General features: G+C 31.9%; 17 protein-coding genes and 3 tRNA genes. 13 read left to right on the top strand and 7 right to left on the bottom strand.

Features of this window, described 5'->3' with window-relative positions; all coding sequences use genetic code 11:
- Positions 1–106: 106 nt before the first annotated feature.
- Both WAF17_RS11060 and WAF17_RS11055 read left to right on the top strand, forming a co-directional pair.
- Positions 107–712: a zinc-ribbon domain-containing protein gene (locus WAF17_RS11060; RefSeq protein ID WP_338770007.1), complete on the top strand. Its 606-nt coding sequence runs from the start codon at positions 107–109 to the stop codon at positions 710–712.
- Between the two features lie 244 nt (positions 713–956).
- Positions 957–2,756, top strand: coding sequence for a PDZ domain-containing protein (locus WAF17_RS11055; protein ID WP_338770005.1), 1,800 nt, complete (start codon positions 957–959; stop codon positions 2,754–2,756).
- A 79-nt stretch (positions 2,757–2,835) separates the two neighbouring features.
- On the opposite strand, the gene WAF17_RS11050 is transcribed toward WAF17_RS11055, so the two are convergent.
- Positions 2,836–3,288 carry a GNAT family N-acetyltransferase gene (locus tag WAF17_RS11050; protein WP_338770002.1) on the bottom strand — a complete coding sequence of 151 codons (453 nt, stop codon included), beginning with the start codon at positions 3,286–3,288 and terminating at the stop codon, positions 2,836–2,838.
- A 208-nt stretch (positions 3,289–3,496) separates the two neighbouring features.
- On the opposite strand from WAF17_RS11050, the gene WAF17_RS11045 reads away from it, so the two are divergent.
- Positions 3,497–3,838: a type II toxin-antitoxin system PemK/MazF family toxin gene (locus tag WAF17_RS11045; protein WP_338769998.1), complete on the top strand. Its 342-nt coding sequence runs from the start codon at positions 3,497–3,499 to the stop codon at positions 3,836–3,838.
- 111 nt (positions 3,839–3,949) lie between these two features.
- Here WAF17_RS11045 and purL read toward each other — a convergent pair whose 3' ends face one another.
- Positions 3,950–6,178 (bottom strand): phosphoribosylformylglycinamidine synthase subunit PurL, encoded by a 2,229-nt coding sequence (purL, locus tag WAF17_RS11040; protein WP_338769995.1) that lies wholly within the window; start codon positions 6,176–6,178, stop codon positions 3,950–3,952.
- Positions 6,179–6,515: 337 nt separating this feature from the next.
- Between purL and WAF17_RS11035 the strand changes: the two genes are divergently transcribed.
- From WAF17_RS11035 to WAF17_RS11025, 3 genes are all read left to right on the top strand, one after another.
- On the top strand, positions 6,516–8,357 hold the full coding sequence (locus WAF17_RS11035) for an ATP-binding protein (protein WP_338769992.1): 1,842 nt from the start codon (positions 6,516–6,518) through the stop codon (positions 8,355–8,357).
- A gap of 201 nt (positions 8,358–8,558) precedes the next feature.
- Entirely contained in the window at positions 8,559–9,074 is a 516-nt protein-coding gene (locus tag WAF17_RS11030; protein ID WP_338769989.1) for an Lrp/AsnC family transcriptional regulator, read from the top strand.
- Positions 9,075–9,311: 237 nt separating this feature from the next.
- On the top strand, positions 9,312–9,866 hold the full coding sequence (locus WAF17_RS11025; protein WP_338769986.1) for a hypothetical protein: 555 nt from the start codon (positions 9,312–9,314) through the stop codon (positions 9,864–9,866).
- A gap of 32 nt (positions 9,867–9,898) precedes the next feature.
- On the opposite strand, the gene WAF17_RS11020 is transcribed toward WAF17_RS11025, so the two are convergent.
- Entirely contained in the window at positions 9,899–10,417 is a 519-nt protein-coding gene (locus WAF17_RS11020) for a GNAT family N-acetyltransferase (protein WP_338769984.1), read from the bottom strand.
- 179 nt (positions 10,418–10,596) lie between these two features.
- Between WAF17_RS11020 and WAF17_RS11015 the strand changes: the two genes are divergently transcribed.
- Complete coding sequence (locus WAF17_RS11015; protein WP_338769982.1) at positions 10,597–11,574, top strand: glycosyltransferase family 2 protein; 978 nt, start codon at positions 10,597–10,599, stop codon at positions 11,572–11,574.
- Between the two features lie 4 nt (positions 11,575–11,578).
- Here WAF17_RS11015 and WAF17_RS11010 read toward each other — a convergent pair whose 3' ends face one another.
- Complete coding sequence (locus tag WAF17_RS11010) at positions 11,579–12,007, bottom strand: hypothetical protein (RefSeq protein WP_338769979.1); 429 nt, start codon at positions 12,005–12,007, stop codon at positions 11,579–11,581.
- A 215-nt stretch (positions 12,008–12,222) separates the two neighbouring features.
- Positions 12,223–12,783 carry a phage holin family protein gene (locus WAF17_RS11005; protein ID WP_338769977.1) on the bottom strand — a complete coding sequence of 187 codons (561 nt, stop codon included), beginning with the start codon at positions 12,781–12,783 and terminating at the stop codon, positions 12,223–12,225.
- Between the two features lie 183 nt (positions 12,784–12,966).
- On the opposite strand from WAF17_RS11005, the gene WAF17_RS11000 reads away from it, so the two are divergent.
- The 6 genes from WAF17_RS11000 to tuf all read left to right on the top strand — a co-directional run bounded on the left by WAF17_RS11000 (position 12,967) and on the right by tuf (position 16,948).
- A complete protein-coding gene (locus tag WAF17_RS11000) occupies positions 12,967–14,265 on the top strand; it encodes a DUF1343 domain-containing protein (RefSeq protein WP_338769974.1) in 1,299 nt (432 codons plus the stop codon).
- 157 nt (positions 14,266–14,422) lie between these two features.
- Positions 14,423–14,788 carry a preprotein translocase subunit SecG gene (gene secG, locus WAF17_RS10995; RefSeq protein WP_338769972.1) on the top strand — a complete coding sequence of 122 codons (366 nt, stop codon included), beginning with the start codon at positions 14,423–14,425 and terminating at the stop codon, positions 14,786–14,788.
- 357 nt (positions 14,789–15,145) lie between these two features.
- Positions 15,146–15,228, top strand: a tRNA-Tyr gene (locus tag WAF17_RS10990).
- Positions 15,229–15,340: 112 nt separating this feature from the next.
- Positions 15,341–15,413 (top strand) — tRNA-Gly (locus WAF17_RS10985).
- 177 nt (positions 15,414–15,590) lie between these two features.
- Positions 15,591–15,662, top strand: a tRNA-Thr gene (locus WAF17_RS10980).
- A gap of 101 nt (positions 15,663–15,763) precedes the next feature.
- Entirely contained in the window at positions 15,764–16,948 is a 1,185-nt protein-coding gene (gene tuf / locus WAF17_RS10975) for an elongation factor Tu (protein WP_338769969.1), read from the top strand.
- Positions 16,949–17,154: 206 nt separating this feature from the next.
- On the opposite strand, the gene WAF17_RS10970 is transcribed toward tuf, so the two are convergent.
- Both WAF17_RS10970 and WAF17_RS10965 read right to left on the bottom strand, forming a co-directional pair.
- Positions 17,155–17,628, bottom strand: coding sequence for a hypothetical protein (locus WAF17_RS10970; RefSeq protein WP_338769966.1), 474 nt, complete (start codon positions 17,626–17,628; stop codon positions 17,155–17,157).
- Between the two features lie 101 nt (positions 17,629–17,729).
- Positions 17,730–18,386 carry a regulatory protein RecX gene (locus WAF17_RS10965; protein ID WP_338769963.1) on the bottom strand — a complete coding sequence of 219 codons (657 nt, stop codon included), beginning with the start codon at positions 18,384–18,386 and terminating at the stop codon, positions 17,730–17,732.
- Between the last annotated feature and the right edge of the window lie 94 nt (positions 18,387–18,480).

Below are 18,480 nucleotides of genomic sequence, written 5' to 3'. Positions count from 1 at the left end.
GAGGAGTTTTTCATTTTGAAATTACTTTATATGAAATGAACTATTTTAATTCAAGTTCTTGTTAGCTTTGTCTGATTATAATTTACTTCAAACTTACTTATTTCTTATGCTAATTTACGGAACAGGCTCAAAACATCTAAAAACAGAACAACCAAAAGGAATTGTTTGTCCTATTTGCAAATCAGAAGATTCTGTTATTATGAGTGCATATTCTAGACACGCTCATATTTTTTGGATTCCTTTATTTCCTTTTGGAAAAACAGTCGCTATGCAATGCCAAAATTGCCAAGAGGTTTTGGATAAAAAGAATGTACCTGAGCAGCTTAAAACTAAATCGCAAGAACTAAAAAAAGAAACTACTACTCCAGCATGGCAATTTATAGGCTTACTTCTTATTGCTCTTCTAATTGGTGGTATAGCTTATTCAGATTACCAAAGCGAACAAAACTTTAAATCTTATTTAAAAACTCCTCAAAAAAATGATGTTTATAAATACACTACTGAAGTAGGAATGTATAGCACTTTCAAAGTAATCGAAGTATCAAAAGACAGTATTCTAGTAGTTCAGAATGAATATGAAACAAACAAAGCATCAGGTATTAGTGATATAGACATAGATCCAAATTATGCAGAATCGCTATATATGATGTCTAAAAAAGATATACAACAAATGTATGAAACTAATAAAATATATGATATTGATAGATATTAAGAATAACAAATGAAATTGTTGAAGAAGAACCTGTTTGTAGTTACTTAGAACGAACGCACAAAAATAAAATGTGTGACTTTACACTCTCTTTGACCTATTTTTTTAATTTCAAAAATGGGAATTTTTGATTTTTTTAAAAATATAGAATAAAAAAAAACACTTAACTTGCCTACTTGTTCTATCGTTTTCAATTATTTAAACTCTAAAGGAAGCTCTTTAGGGTTTCGAAACTAACCTAATCAATATGTTATTCCGAAATTTTAAAACTGTTTTATCAGTATTTCTCCTAGTATTACTTTTTACAAGTATTTCATTTTCAAGTTTTTCTCAAAAAATAAATTATAAAATAGAGTTTCCTGCTCCTCAAACACATTATACGAGTGTTACAATTGAGGTAAATGAAATTAAAGACAAAGAAAGTATCGATTTTGTAATGCCTGTTTGGGCTCCAGGGTCGTACCTCATTCGTGAATTTGCTAAAGGTTTAGAGAGCGTAAAATCTGATTCTGATATTGAGAAAATCTCAAAAAATGTATGGAGAGTTAAAACTAACGGCAAATCAAGTGTCAAAATTATGTATGATGTCTATGGTTTTGAGCATTCTGTAAGAACAAGTTTTATTGATGCTTCTCACGCTGCACTTATTCCTACAAGTATTTTTATGTATGTAGATGGAATGAAAAATGAACAGGCAACCTTAGAAATCGAAAAGCCAAATGATTGGAAAACAATTTCTACATCGTTAAAAAATAAGGATGGAAAAGAAAATATTTTTGAAATTCCAAATTATGATATTTTGGCAGATTCTCCTATCGAAATTGGTAATCAAGAAATCTTAGAGTTTGAAGCAGCAGGTGTAAAACATTCAGTTGTGATGTATGGAAAAGGAAACTATGATGAAGCCAAAATCACAAAAGATATGGCTAAAGTAGTAGAAGCTGCAACAAAAGTATGGGGCGAAAATCCAGCAGAAGATTATAAATTTCTTGTTCATAATTCAGCTCGTGGTGGTGGTGGATTAGAACACCTCAACTCTACTAGTTTGGTTGTCGATAGAATGTCGTATGGAACTCAGCGTGGTTATTTAGGCTTTTTGGGTTTGGTAGCTCACGAATATTTTCATCTTTGGAATGTAAAGCGTTTGCGTCCTTTTGCGCTTACCAATTATGATTATACACAAGAACAACACACTAATTTGCTCTGGATTTTTGAGGGTTTTACTTCTTATTATGACGAATTGCTTTTGACTAGAGCAGGTTTTGTAGATGATAATTATTATCTAAATACACTTTCTGGAAATATTTCGGCAGCAGAAAATAAAAAAGGAAGACACGTTCAGCCAGTTACAGAAGCAAGTTTTGATGCGTGGATAAAAGCCTATCGCCCAAATGAAAATTCTGGAAATACGACGGTTTCGTATTATGGACAAGGAAGTGTTTATGCTGCGATGTTGGATTTAATGATTATTGAAAGTACGGATGCTAAGAAAAATCTTGATGATGTAATGCGTTATTTGTATAATGAATATTACAAAAAACAGAAAAGAGGTTATACAGATGAAGAGTTTCAGGCAGCTGTAGGAATTATTGCAGGAAAGCCTTTCAAATCATTTTTTGATAATGTAGTTTATGGAACTCAAGTGCCAGATTATGCGACTTATTTGGGTTATGCTGGTCTTAAACTTATGGTTTCTGAAAACACCTCAAAAGCAACCTTAGGAATAAGAACTTCTGAAAGTGGAGGAAACTTAAAAGTAAGAAGTACAGAGCGAGATGGCGCAGCTTACAAGCAAGGTTTGAATGTAAATGATGAAATTATTGCAGCAGATAACTTTAGAGTTACTTCGAATGGCGAACTTGCAGAGATTTTACAATACAAAGGCGTAGGCGAAGAAGTCGTTTTATTGATTGCTCGTGATGGACTTTTGCAAACACTAACTATCAAATTAGAAGCTGATGATACAAAAGGATATAGAATTGATAAAATAGATAATCCTTCTAAAAAACAGCAAAAAGTTTATGAAAAGTGGTTTGAGAAAAAATAGAAACTCTTGATGTTTTATTGAGGTAAAATTTTCTAATAAAAAAGGTTACAGAGTTTTTAAATTCTGTAGCCTTTTTTTGCTAAAAGTGTATTTTCATTCCCTCGTGCGTCGCTTTAAAACCCAAATCTTCATAGAATTTAATAGCTTGTGGTCTTTGTTTGTCTGTTGTGAGTTGTAATAGATGTGCATTTCGCTCTTTTGCTCTATTAATAGCCCATTCAAACATTGTTTTTCCAAGTCCGATTCCTCTTTTGTCTTTTCGGATTCTAACAGCTTCTATTTGCGCTCTAATTCCACCACGATAAGTTAAATATTGGATAAATGAGAGTTGTAAAGTTCCTATAATCTCATTATTCTCGTCTTGGACTATAATTAGCTCTTGATTCTTGTCAGCATTTATTTCTTCGAATGCTTTTATGTATTCTTGTGGTAGAGGATTCTGAAAGTTTTCTCTCTTTTTTCCCAATTCGTCATCAGCAATCATTTCTACGATTATTGAAATATCTTCTTTTGTGGCTTTTCTGAAGTTCATAAGTTTTTTGGTTTTATTTTGTGTTTTATAATCCATCTAATAAAAACATCAAAATTAAAAATCTTAATTCATATACTCCTTGCAGGTTTTTTCAGTATTTCCATTTTTTTGATTAGCTATAATGATTGGAGATTCAACAAATCTTCTGTATTTTAAGTCTTATTTTTTATACAAAAGCTATTTTAGAGGCACTAAACTTTTATAAAGCATGAAAAAAGGAGAAATATGGCTAGTCAATTTACCCAAAATTATTAAAAATGAAAAAGACAAAATGGTATTTGCAGTAATAACTACCGTAGGAGTTTCATTTTCATTTATAGCCGTTTTGCCTCTTATTGATTGGAAAGAAGATTATATCTCATCAAAATCAATAGTAAAAATAGAAAATAATGATAATCCTAACCTAGAAAAAATATTTGCTGTTGATTGTTGGCAAGTACAGCCTATCTATAACGATAAAGATAGATTTATAAAAAAAATAGGAATGATAAACGAAACAACTATGCAGAAGGTTCATGAAACAATAGCTGATACTTTCAATTGGTTGTAGTCCGTTAAATTATTTTTGCAATAAAAAAAAGGATACAGAACCATAAAAAATTCCATATCCTTTTTGTTTTACTTTAAATTCAACAGACTGGGAAGTCTGTTATACAAAAAATTAATTCAAATACTTCGGTAAAGTAGCTTCAAATTCTTGTTTTGCATCATCAACTGACAGCCAAATATTTCCATCTACTTGACATACTTTTTCAGAAACTACACTTCCAAGCTCTGAAAAAGCTACATTCTGATTATTTAGCATTGTCTCAAACTCTTCTTTCTTATCTTTAGAAACCGAAACAACTACTCTACTCTGACTTTCTCCGAACCAAAAAGCATCTTTACGGACTTTGTGAGAAGTAGTCTTTACAGAAAAACCTAAATCTTTATTTGCTGCCATTGCAGATTCTGTAAGCGTTACGAAAAGCCCACCGTCCGAAATGTCGTGAGCAGAAACGATAAGTTTGTTTTTGATAAGCTCTAAAATCGTTTCTTGAAGTTTTGCTTCTTCTTCCAAATCAATAAAAGGAGCAGGAGAGGCTTTGTAATTATGATACGAGTACAAATATTCCGAACAAGAAATATCATTTCTTGATGTTCCTAATTGATAAATAATATCGCCTTCATTTTTGAAATCAAGAGTCATTTTGAGATTAATATCTTCCAAAAGACCTAACATTCCGATTGTCGGAGTAGGAAAAACAGGTCCTTCATCAGAAGACTGATTATAAAAACTTACATTTCCACCTGTTACTGGCGTACCCAATCTTTCACAAGCTGTTTTCATTCCCTTTATCGCTCCTACAAAATGCCAATATACTTCTGGAATATATGGATTTCCAAAATTCAGACAATTTGTAATCGCAACAGGCTCTCCACCACTACAAACAATATTTCTTGCAGCTTCACAAACAGCTATTGTTGTTCCTTTTTCAGGGTCTGAATTTACATAACGAGAATTACAATCTACCGAAATAACAATATTTTTGTTTGTTCCTTTTACGTTTACAATGGCAGCATCAGAAGGCTCATTCGTTGATGTATTTGCCGTTCCGACCATTGAATCGTACTGTTCTGCAATCCAACGACGAGAAGCAATATTTGGATGTCCAATTAAGAATTTAGCTATTTCTGGTAATTTTTCGTCTTCTGGCTCTTCTATTTCATCTATCTGAAACTGCTGAAATTCTTTGTAATATTCTGGTTCTGTATATTCTCTATGATACACTGGCGCACCACCACCCAAAACTAAATCATCGGCAGGAACATCAGCTACTAGTTCATCATTTACATAAAACTCTAATCTTTTTGTATCAGTTACTTCTCCAATTTGAGCGCAATTCAAGTCCCATTTATCAAAAATAGCTTGTAGCTCGGCTTCTTTTCCTTTCTTGATAACAATAAGCATACGTTCTTGTGATTCTGAAAGCAAAATCTCAAAAGGCTGCATGTTTTTTTGTCTTGTCGGAACTTTATCCAAATAGATTTTCATTCCGTGTTCTCCTTTTGCACTCATTTCAGAAGTCGAACAAGTGATTCCTGCTGCTCCCATATCTTGGATTCCTATCAAATGTCCTGTGGCAATGGCTTCTAAAGTTGCTTCTAAAAGTAGTTTTTCTTGAAAAGGGTCGCCTACCTGTACGGCTGGAAGGTCTTTTATAGAATCATCTGAAATATCCTTTGAGGCAAATGAAGCTCCATGTATTCCATCTTTTCCTGTTGCAGAACCTACAATATATACTGGGTTTCCTACGCCAAACGAAATAGCAGAAGCAATTTTATCTGTTTCTACAATTCCTGCCGAAAAAGCATTTACCAAAGGGTTTACATTATAACATTCATCAAAATAAACTTCTCCACCTACTGTTGGTATTCCGAAAGCATTTCCATAATCTCCAATTCCTTTTACTACACCACGAACAAGCCATTGTGTTTTGGCAGAACTGATATTTCCAAAACGAAGCGAATTAAGTTGTGCAATCGGACGTGCGCCCATCGTAAAAATATCTCTATTTATTCCCCCTACACCTGTTGCTGCGCCTTGATAGGGTTCTAATGCTGATGGATGATTGTGTGATTCTATTTTAAAGCTACATGCCAAACCATCTCCAATATCTACCAAACCAGCGTTTTCTTCTCCTGCTTCTACGAGCATTCTATCTGATTTTTTTGGAAGCGTTTTGAGCCAAACAATAGAATTTTTGTAAGAACAATGTTCTGACCACATAACAGAAAAAATACTTAGCTCTGTAAAATTGGGCTTTCTTCCCAGTATTTCTTCAATTTTGATAAATTCTTCTGCTGTAAGTCCTAGTTTTTGTGCTGTTTCGGTTGTCGTGATTTCCATAGTTTGTGTTAGACGAATTGAAAAACGATTAGGTATTGAATATGCAAAAGTAACAATTTTTGGAGAGTTTGAGTAAACTAATTCTAATCAAGTTAAAGTCTTGATAGAGAATTTGATAATCAGATGTTTGTATTAAATTATTTATTTTAAAATTTTCAAAACAAGTTTGTTAGTTAATATGTTTTTAACTAAGACGAAAGTTTTTACTGAAAAAATAAAAGCACCTCTTATTTTTTGTATATTAAGTAGAAATATTATAATTTAATTAAATTTGACAAAAACACTCTGATTAGCTATTCAATTTTCAGGTACATTTTTTCTTTATCTGTTTTAATAAATGGGACTCAAATCTTCTCTTCGAACACGCATCACTATTGGTTTACTTTTTTTACTTGGAATTATTATTCTTATTAGTGGAGTAGCTGTGTTTTATCTAACACGTCTTTCTAGTTCGTCTGATAAGATTCTTAATGAAAATTATCAAACTATATTCTTCATTCGAGATCTTACAGAGGGGTTTCAAGTAGTTTCGTCTTCTCAATTGCGTTATGTAGCAAACCAAGAGTTTAATTATGAAAAATATAAAAAATCAGATATAGTAGTAAGAATGTATATTGACTCATTATATTCTATTATTGGAAATAAAAAAGAAAAAAAATATTTAGATTCTCTTTCTAATGGATATTCGAAACTAGTAAAAGAGTTTGATGAAACAAGGAAAGATACTAGTGTTGAGTTGCCAAATATGGATTTGTATTATAATAAGCTGCGACTGAATTTTCTTCCTGTAAGAGAGCATTTGGATAAACTTAGAGAAATAAATCAAAATGAAATCACAGAAAAAAATAGTTTTATACAAAAAAGTACGGAAGATGCTTTACTTTATATGGCTATCATTGGTGGTATTTGTGTTTTGATTACAGTAGGGTTTATATTTTACTTTCCCATTTATTTGACAAAGCCTCTGAATGAACTTTATGTAGCTCTTGAGCAAATGAGTAATAAAAATTATACAAAACGTCTTCACGTAGGTTCGACAGATGAGTTTGCAAAACTAGCAACTTCTTTCAATAAAATGTCAAGTAAAATAGCTGAATTTGAAAGCTTAAACTTAGGAAAAGTATTAATAGAAAAAAGACGAACAGAAGCAATCATTGAGCATCTACAAGACGGAATCATTGGTGTAAGTGCAGATAACAAGATTATTTTTGTAAATCAAGTAGCCGAAATTTTGCTTGACATGTCTTCTGAAGAAGCTGTTGATGTTTATATCCCTGATTTACTTGTCAATAATGATGTCCTTTATCATGTAATGATAGACTTAATGGACACGGAAAAAGGACAACTCTTCGCAGAAAAAACAATTAAAGTTCCATCAGCAGACCGAGATTTATTTTTCTCCAGACAAGTCATGAGTTTGCCTGAAACAGAAGAGCTTTCAGGACTTATTGTTCTTCTCAAAAATGTAACAAAGTTTACAGAAATGGACGCTGCCAAAACACATTTTATAGCTACTATTTCTCACGAACTCAAAACTCCTTTGGCTGCAACACGACTTAGTTTAGGTTTATTAAAAGATAAAAGACTAGGAGAACTTAATGAAGATCAAACTGATTTAGTTGGAGATATAGAACAAGCTACCGAACGTTTGTTTGCTCTTACTGGAGAGATTTTGCAGTTATCTCAAATTGAATCTGGTAAAATAAAAGTAAACCTAGAGCCTATCGAAGTTGATGAGTTAATAAATCATGTATTGCAGGCAGTAAGAGTATCTTCAGAACAGAAGTTTTTGAGTTTGGAGGCTGATATTGCTCTAAATCTACCTGTGTTTCTTGCAGATATAGATAAAATAAAATGGGTAATCATTAATTTTTTGACGAATGCAATATATTATGCACCTCAAAAATCAGAAATAAAATTGAGTATCTACCCTGATAATAGAGGTATTGTATTTTCTGTAAGTGATAAAGGAAGGGGAATCAATGAAATTTATCATTTAAAGATATTCGAAAAATACTTTAAAGTTCCTAACTCAGATGAAAATACAGATAAAAAAGGTTCTGGACTAGGACTCGCTATCTGTAAAGAGCTTATAGAAGCACATAAAGGTGAGATTTGGGTGGAAAGTGAAGTAGGAAAAGGAAGTACATTTTTCTTTTGGTTGCCCTTAAACGATTAAAAAACAGTTTTTAGCAAACAAAAAATGGCTTCGCCCAAATAATATAATGTGGTTTTATGCAAAAACTTCTTTTCTTTGGCTAGTATCTAATAAAAGTTTTATATAATTTTGTGCTGTAATAAAAACGTTTTACTCATTATATTCGTTATTGCATTTTGATTGCTATTATATCATCAAATTTATTAAACTCAATTTTAAGTTATGGCACTGAATTATAAAATAGACCACATAGACAAACAGATTTTGGAAATTCTCCAAGAAAATGCTAAAATTACAAATGCTCAACTTTCTAAGGATATTAACCTTTCTCCTGCACCCACTTTAGAGCGTGTCAAAAAGTTAGAACACGCTGGTTATATTCAAAGTTATCACGCTCGTCTTGATGCCCAAAAATTAGGTTTGGGAGTAGCTACTTTTGTGAGTGTAAAGCTAAACAAGCACAACAAAGCAAGTAATGAAAGTTTTGTGAAACAAGTACGAGAAATAGATGAAATCGTAGAATGTCATTATGTTACAGGCTCTAGTGATTACGTTTTGAAGGTGGTTTCTAAAGATATTGATTCGTATCAAAGTTTGATAATGAACAAAATTAGTGAGATTTCAGAAGTTGATAACATGCAAACTTTAGTTATTCTCAATACAATAAAAGATAGCGATTCACTTCCTATTCCAGAGACAACTCCAATACTTGCAAAAAACATAGACAATAATCAGTAAGACTATTTGTTATATTTTGTAAAGTAAATAAAATAGCTGACGGAATAGCGATAAAACAACTATGTCATGATTTACTATTATTTGTTTTTTAGTCTATCAAATGCTGTATTAGTACGTATTTGCTCACATCTACTCTAAATTTTTGAAGTAAATTTCGTATTTTTGTATAACATTTGTGTATCTAATTTCTTTCTGATAGATACACTTTTATATCCCACTATACACTCCTATTCTGTCATGCATATTGATTTAACCAACTCTGATAAAAAAGTAAAGCTTTGTCGACAAGGTTTTTTACACTTACGTAAAAAAGGTATTCACGAAGGTTGGCGATTGCATTCGGCTGGCTATGCTGTGCTTCAACAAATGAAAAATGGTAAGATTCAGACGCTGTATATGCACAAAATTTTGGCAGACACATTTATCAAAAAACAAGATACAGACAAAAGATTATTCGTACGTATGCTTGATTCTAATAAACTCAATTGTCAGATAGATAATTTAGAATGGGCTACTATGTCAGAACTTCGCCGTCATCAAACTAATCATACTCCTAATAATTATAGAGGAGTTTCGAAGGATGGCAAAAAATATAGAGCTATTATTTATGACCAAGGCGAACGTATTTATTTAGGTGTTTTCAATACTCCTGAACTTGCAGCAGTTGCTTATAATCAAGAATCTTTGAAACGATTTGGAGTTACTGAAAGCTTAAACGAACTTCCAAGTCCATTGGATATGACTCCTCCCCCTGCAAGAAATGAAACTCCAAATGCAAGAGGAAGAAAATAATCATATCATAACAAATTGATTATTAGCCTCTTCTAGTCTAATAATACTTTGTTTTGGTCTATTTTATCTAAAAATCTTACTTTGTAGTTATCTAAATAGTCTTGATAGAATTTGCAGTTTATCCATTCTTCATCAAGAGTAGCATCCCAACGTTCATAAAATTTAATAGCAGGTGTATTCCAATCTAATACTTGCCAAGTCATCATGTTAGTTTTTTGGTGTTTGGCTTCCAAAATAGTAGCTTCAAAAAGAAGCTTTCCTATCCCTTCACCTCTATACTCTTCATTTACTAAAAAGTCTTCTAGATAAAGACAACGCCCTTTCCAAGTGGAATAGCGAATATAATAAAGTGAGAAGCCTATAATTTTATTTCCTTGTTCTGCCACAATTGCACCGTAAGCAGGGTCTTGACCAAACCCATCAATTGCCATTTGTTCAGGTGTCGTGCTTACTTCGTGTTCTGCCTTTTCATAAATGGCAAGTTCGACAATCAAATCAAAAATTTGAGGAACATCTTTTTCAGTAGCTCTGCGTATTGTTGTTTTTTTCATAGTTTAGGTTATATCACAGACTTTCTAGTCTGTATAAAACATAATAGTATAGTTCAGATTTGTAAAAATAAAATAAAAATCAGTGTTTGTCTATTTTAGTGTGTAAATTTGTCAAATTAATACATAGTTTAATTTTAGTCTTAGGGCTTTGACAAAACCATTTTCAATTTTTTAGGAATATGTCTGATTCTTCAATAATTTCAAATTCTACTTTACAAATCTCAATTGTTATTCCTCTTTTTAATGAAGATGAATCCCTTCCTCCTCTGCACGATTGGATTGTGAAAGTAATGGAAAAAAATAATTTTTCGTATGAAATAATCTTCGTAAACGATGGAAGCACAGATAATTCTTGGAATGTAATTGAAGAGTTAGCAGAAAAAAATAAGAATGTAAAAGCTATTTGTTTTTCAAGAAACTATGGAAAGTCAGCTGCATTAGATGCAGGTTTTAAGATTGTAAAGGGAGAAGTTATCATCACAATGGATGCTGACTTACAAGATAGTCCAGACGAAATTCCAGAATTATATGATTTAATAAAAAATCAAGAATTTGATTTAATTTCAGGTTGGAAGAAAAAGAGACACGACCCACTTTCAAAAACTCTTCCTACCAAAATTTTTAATGCTGCTACTCGTGCCTTTTCTGGAATAAAACTAAATGACTTTAATTGTGGACTAAAGGCATATAAAGTGGAGGTAGTCAGAACGCTAAACGTTTATGGTGAAATGCACCGTTATCTGCCTGTTTTGGCAAAATGGAATGGCTTTACAAAAATAGGCGAAAAAGTAGTCGAACACAGAGCAAGACAATTTGGAAGTACAAAGTTTGGCTTAGAACGCTTTACAAATGGACTTCTAGATTTGCTTTCAGTAACATTTATAACTAGATTCAAAAAAAAACCGATGCACTTTTTTGGTACGCTCGGTTTACTTTCATTTTTTATAGGCTTTGGAATCGCTCTTGCAATTCTTGTAGAAAAATTCTTTGGTTCAAATATGATTATAGAACGTGAGCCTGTTGATATGCCCATCTTTTATATTTCACTTCTCGCTATCAGTGTCGGAACACAGCTTTTTTTGGCTGGTTTTATTGCTGAAATGATAGTCATTCATTCAAATGAAAGAAATGACTATATTATTTCGAAAGAAATATAAAATCTTATTTCAATAAATCTTTCAATTTATATTTATATTTCTCAAAAATTCCCTCAGAATAGGTTTCAACTGCTTTCATACCTGCTTTTTTGGCAAAACTGGTTACGATTGGAAACAAAGCTGCTAGTAGAGAAGCCTGCATTCCTTTCATAAATGATTTTGGAGAAACATCTGCTTGAGAAGAATTATTGCTGTTAGGAGCTTGAACATAAACGATTTGAGGTTCATTCTTTTTCTTCTTACCAACTACTTTACGTCCCAAAAAACCAACTACTTTTATTCCTACATAAGCAGAAGCACCACCGATAAGGGCTAATTTAGCGACTGTTGTTGTTACTTTTTTTGTGCTTTCTAATTGCTCCTTTAGTTTATCTTCTTGTGCTAATTGATAACCCTTTAATTCTTCTTTGTGTTTTTTTAATGATTCATTCATTTCTTTTTGTTTAAAAAATGTAGTTTAGAGCTTATTTAAATTTTTATTTTACTAGCGAAAATGAGAAAATTTTTGACTTATCAAGGCATTTTTGAGGAGAATAGCGAACTATTTGACGAAAAAATAACATAGATATAAGCTAAAATTTACCACTTGTAGCTCAAAGAAATAATTTCAAACAAGCTCTTAAAAAGTGATATAAAAAAATATTGATTTTAGCTGTCCTTAGATTTGTTTTCATCAAGCTGTTCCATCTCTTGGTGTGCTTGTTCTTCTAAAGTCCGTTGTATTTCTTGTTGAGTAGAATTGCTTTCAGTAGTATTAGCCTCTATACTTTCCTTCTCAATATGTTTGCTAATTGTAGCTTTAGGATATATAATTTCACGAATATTTTTTAGTTCTAAAGGAGTTCCTTTAATTCCTGCTATCACTTCATCTTCTACTTTTTCTTTGATCGTAGATTGCAGAGCAGCAAAAATGACAGCTAGAATAATGTAAAAACCTGTCAGAATAGAAAAGCCTGTCCAATAACGAGAATTGAAAAACCATTCACTAATACCAAAACCTAGCATCAAATTGAGAAAAAGAAAAATACAAAGCCCCAAAAAAGCAAAACCTGCTCCCTTAATGACACCGTGTATAGCCTTCGAAGACCCATCAACAACAGAGGTCTTAATTATTTCTTTTTGGAAGTCTAAATAAATTTGTATCTGTTCGGAGAGGACATTTAATCCGAAATAATCTTTGATTTGCTTTATAATTTGTTCTTTATTCACGAGGTATAAAAGTTTCAGTTGAAAAAGTGGAATCTTTATGATTGAATGTCAAAAATAACGATTTTTAAAGATTTATCAATAACTATTTTTCAAACACCAGTTTTTTCAAAAAGTTTTAGCAATTTGAGATTTTATAAAATACTTCAACACAATTTGACCCTAAACCTATTTTTATTACACAAAATGAAATTAATTATTCTATATAGCTTACTATTTTCTTATATATTATTTTTTTCTTGTACCAATAATAAAGTTGCCATTTCTAAAGAGGAAGATAGCATCAAAGTTATAAGTAAAAATGCAACACTATCTAATCAAATTGATGACAAAAAATCAATCATTATAGGAGCAGAACAAACTGAAAAGTATTTTGATTTAATCAAAAACAAACGCATCGGAATGATTGTCAATCATACTTCAGTAATTTATAATCAAACTGATTCAATCCATTTAGTAGATTTTCTGCTCAAAGAAGATAATATCAACATACAAACTATTTTTGCACCCGAACATGGTTTCCGAGGAACGGCAAGTGCAGGAGAAACAATCAAAAATGGAAAAGATACCCAAACAGGAATTAATATAATTTCTCTCTATGGAAAAAATAAAAAACCAACTAAGAAACAGCTAGAAAATATCGATGTCTTAATTTTTGATATTCAAGATGTTGGCGCACGTTTTTATACATATATTAGCACAATGCACTATTGTATGGAAGCTGCTGCCGAGTACGGCAAACAAATAATTATTTTAGATAGACCAAATCCAAATGGCTTTTATATAGATGGTTGTATCAGAGAAAAAAAATACAAATCTTTTGTAGGAATGCACCCTATTCCAATTGTTCATGGTTTGACAGTAGGCGAACTTGCTAAGATGATTGAAGGCGAAAAATGGCTTGAAAATGATAAAAAAGAACAAGTACAATTAAGGGAAAATCTAACAATTATTCCGTGTGTAAATTATTCTCACAAAGATAATTATACATTAAACATCGCCCCTTCGCCCAATCTTCCTACTCAAAACTCAATTTTGCTTTATCCTTCTTTATGCCTTTTTGAGGGAACAACAATGAGTGTAGGGCGTGGAACAGATTTTCCTTTTGAAGTTGTCGGACATCCAAATTTCCCAAAAAATATAAATAATGATTCTATAATTTCATTTACTCCAAAACCAAATGAAGGTGCAAAATATCCTCCTTTTGAAGATAAATTGTGTTATGGAATAGATTACAAACTCCAAAAATTAGAAACCAACTTTTCTTTGAAACCAATTTTAGAGTTTTATCAGACTATGAAAGGTGAAAATTTAAAAGAGAGTTTCTTTAATTCTTACTTTAATACTTTGGCAGGAAATGATAAACTACAAGCTCAAATCAAAGAAGGTTTAACAGAAGAAGAAATTAAAGTAACCTGGCAAAAAGATTTAGAAGAATACAAAGTAATGAGAAAAAAATACTTATTATACCAAGATTTTGAATAAAAATCAAAGTATTTTCAATGATTTTTTTGATAATCCCCAAAAAAGTGGTTTCTTTGCGCTCTCAATTTTATGCTAAAAAACGAATACATACAATTTGGGAGTCAAAAAACAATATTTTTTTGACTAAACGAAAATTTGAAACTCAAGAAGCAAATATATGTTATACGTACTGATAAGCATCGTACTATTTGTTGCCATTCTTTTAATGGTCGTAGTATTAGCACAAGAACCAAAAGGTAGTGGAATCTCTAAAGAATTTGGAGGCGCAGGTGCAAACCAAATCATGGGAGCAAAAAATACTACTAACATAATGGAAAAAATCACTTGGACACTTATAGCGATTGTTTTTGTAGGAAGTATTGGAGCAACTCTACTTACTGATGCAGAAGCACCTATTTATGAAAGTCCAAATATCGAAAAAGCAAAAGAACAAGTTGATCCTAGTCAATTAGGAGGTTCACAACTTGAGCAAAATGATGTTACAAATCCTTCTGACCCTGATAAAGAAACTGAAGGACAATAATCAAAATATAATAATCTAACAAAAGGTTGGAGATATAAAAATATTGGTGCATATATTTCGTTCCATTTCTACGAAGACGTGTTTATTTAAAATAAAGTTCGATAGAAATGGAACGAAAAAAAGTAAAAACGAATTATAAGTTTACTCAATTTCTAAGTAAAATATTTTTTTTTGTAAAAGTCTAATTTTAAATAGATTAGAAAAAAAAGTAAATTATTTTACGTGAAAATTTGGATTGTAAAAATAAACTCTGTACTTTTGCACTCGCTTTAACACACAAACTAAACACATAATTTAGTTCTAAGGTAAAGCAAAATTCAGTAATTGTTTGGCTTAAATAGTTGATCAAATCTAGTTGGGGGGATACCAAAGCGGCCAACTGGGACGGACTGTAAATCCGTTGATTCATTTCTTCGCAGGTTCGAATCCTGCTCCCCCCACAAATAATTTTTTAAATTATTTTTTATATTTATTCATTAGGAATAGATGGTATTATTTCAAATAAAACCAAACTTTGAAATATAAAACTTTGTTTTAAATTTCAATTTATATGCGAGAGTAGCTCAGTTGGTAGAGCGACAGCCTTCCAAGCTGTAGGTCGCGGGTTCGAGCCTCGTCTCTCGCTCTAATATAATCTGATACATAACTATTGGTATTTTTTATAGCAACATTAGATAACACTAAATTAGTATTTCTAAATTAGACACAAACTTTTCACTAATTTCTATTTTATATTTTTAGACTAATCCTCTGAAAAATAAAACAAGGAACTAGATTATGGAAAGTTTGTATCATGCTATAAGCCGATGTAGCTCAGGGGTAGAGCGCTTCCTTGGTAAGGAAGAGGTCGTGGGTTCAATTCCCATCGTTGGCTCTACGTAGGCTCTACCAAGTGTATCATATAGGTTATGTTATTATTTTATTAAGAATTACCTTTTCATACTATTCTCATACTATTTTAAATTCTTTGTTAAGATGGCTAAGGAAACCTTCGATCGCTCGAAATCTCACGTAAATATCGGAACTATTGGTCACGTTGACCACGGTAAAACTACTTTAACTGCAGCAATTACGAAAGTATTGGCAGATGCAGGGCACTCTGCTGCTCGTAGTTTTGACTCTATTGATAACGCTCCAGAAGAAAAAGAGCGTGGTATCACTATCAACACTTCTCACGTTGAGTATGAAACGGCTACTCGTCACTATGCTCACGTTGATTGTCCAGGTCACGCCGATTATGTTAAAAACATGGTTACAGGTGCTGCACAAATGGACGGTGCTATTCTTGTAGTAGCTGCTACTGATGGTCCTATGCCTCAAACTCGTGAACACATTCTTTTGGCTCGCCAAGTAGGTGTTCCTTCTATCGTTGTATTCATGAATAAAGTGGATATGGTAGATGATGAAGAGTTATTAGAACTTGTAGAAATGGAAATTCGTGACCTTTTGAGTTTCTATGACTTTGATGGTGATAATATTGCTGTTGTTCAAGGATCTGCTCTTGGTGCATTAAACGGAGAAGCTAAATGGGTTGATACTGTTTTAGCTTTGATGAATGCTGTTGATGAAGGTATTCCATTGCCTCCTCGTATTACTGACAAGCCTTTCTTGATGCCTGTTGAGGATGTATTCTCTATTACTGGTCGTGGTACTGTTGCTACTGGTCGTGTAGAGCGTGGCGCTATCAAAGTAGGTGAGCCAATTGAAATCTTAGGACTAGGTGAAGCTCCAATCAAATCTACTGTTACAGGTGTAGAGATGTTCCGTAAATTATTAGATGCTGCTGAAGCTGGTGATAATGCTGGTATTCTTTTACGTGGTGTTGATAAAGAACAAATCAAACGTGGTATGGTAATCGCTAAACCAGGTACTGTAACTACTCACACTAAATTTAAAGCAGAAGTTTACGTATTGAAGAAAGAAGAAGGTGGACGTCATACTCCATTCTTTAAAGGATACAATCCTCAGTTCTACTTCCGTACAACTGACGTAACTGGTGCTATTGAACTTCCAGAAAATGTTGAAATGGTAATGCCTGGTGATAACATCACTATTACTGTTGAGCTTTTGAAACCAATTGCAATGGAAAAAGGTCTTCGTTTCGCTATCCGTGAAGGTGGACGTACAGTAGGTGCTGGTCAAGTAACTGAAATTCTTTAATCTAAATTTTTATTCTTTTTAATAAATTAGAATAAAAAATACGATTAATAAATCATATATTTAAAAATGACATTATTTTCTTTTGAAAGTAATGTCATTTTTTTATGTCTTCAAACTTCGTTGGTGTAGTAAAACTCTATGTTGTTTTAATTTGCTGTTGTTGGTGTTTTTAATGTGGCAATACCAACAATAAAATACCCCATCATTTATTTTACTCTTTTGTAAGACAACGTATTCCCACGAGCCATATAAGCAAGTGTTAAGATTTCTTCATTCAAATCAATAATATACCAACACATATCCGAACTTGCAGAAGTGATGTAAAGGTCTTTTTCAGGTTTCACATCTTTATCTTTATCAGAATCATTGGTACATTTATCAGATAAGGTAAAAGTTTCGTTTTGCCACTCTGTCATTCCTTCCGAAATTTCCATTTTATGGTTCTTTTCAAACTTTATGAAGTTAGTTTCATCATCATTACTTTGCCACTTTCCTTGCAAGAGTTCTAGATTAGTAATTGTCTTTTTCTGTTTTTTGTTTAGCACTAAAGTAGAATCTTTCACTTCTTTATTTTCTGCAATAACTTGGTCGTTGTCTTTATTACTTGTGTTGTTGCAAGAAGTAATGAAAACGAGTGAACAAATAAAAATGAGCGATGTCAAAAGTAATTTTATGTTCATTTTTTTGAGTTTATGTTCATTTTTTTGAGTTTATGTTCATTTTTTTGAGAATAATTAGGTTTATTGTCTGGTAAAATAGCTTGTTAATAAACGAAAAATAATCAATTTTGTTCTTTACTTATATTATCTAATATTTCTCTAATGAGACCACTTTCATAGCCTTTTTGTAGTGCATAATTTGTAGCTTTTACTATTCTTTTAAAATTATCCTCTTTTTTTTCTAGCAAGTCTGTCCATTTTTTTTTCAAAAGTTCGGCAAGTGTTGAAAAATATTCTTGTTCATCTATTTCTGAATTAAAAGCATCTTGAATCATTTTCTCAGAAATATCTTTTTGTAAAAGTCCGTATCTAATTTTTCGTTTTCCCCATTTTTTATATTCAAACTTTCCTCTTACATACGATTCTGCAAAGCGTTTTTCATTCAAAAAATTCTCTTCCTCTAAAAGTGTTACGATAGCATAATGGTCGCCTTCATCTATTTTCCACTCTTTTAACTTTACATAAATTTCTTGATAACATCTTTCTTGATAGGCACAAAAGGCTGCAAGTTTTAAAAAAGCTTCTTTTGGTGTAAGTTGTACAAATGGTTTTGGTTCTCGTTTTTTGAGTTCTCTATAATCTTTTACTTTGTACTCTTTCTTTTTGTATTTCTTCGCCTTGTATTCTTTATTTTTAAAGTCTTCTGGATTGTATTCTTTCTTTTTTAGTGGGGTGCGTTTTAGAGGAGTTCGTTTGAGTGGTTTTTGTTTTTTTGCCATAACAAGAAATAATTACGAATTAAAAATTACGATTTAACCACCTATTTAATTAAGGTACTAATGAACATAAAGTGTATTGCATTTATTTTTTTTC

The organism is Bernardetia sp. ABR2-2B (genome assembly GCF_037126435.1).
Taxonomy (GTDB): domain Bacteria; phylum Bacteroidota; class Bacteroidia; order Cytophagales; family Bernardetiaceae; genus Bernardetia.
This window is presented reverse-complemented; position numbering and strand designations above follow the sequence as displayed.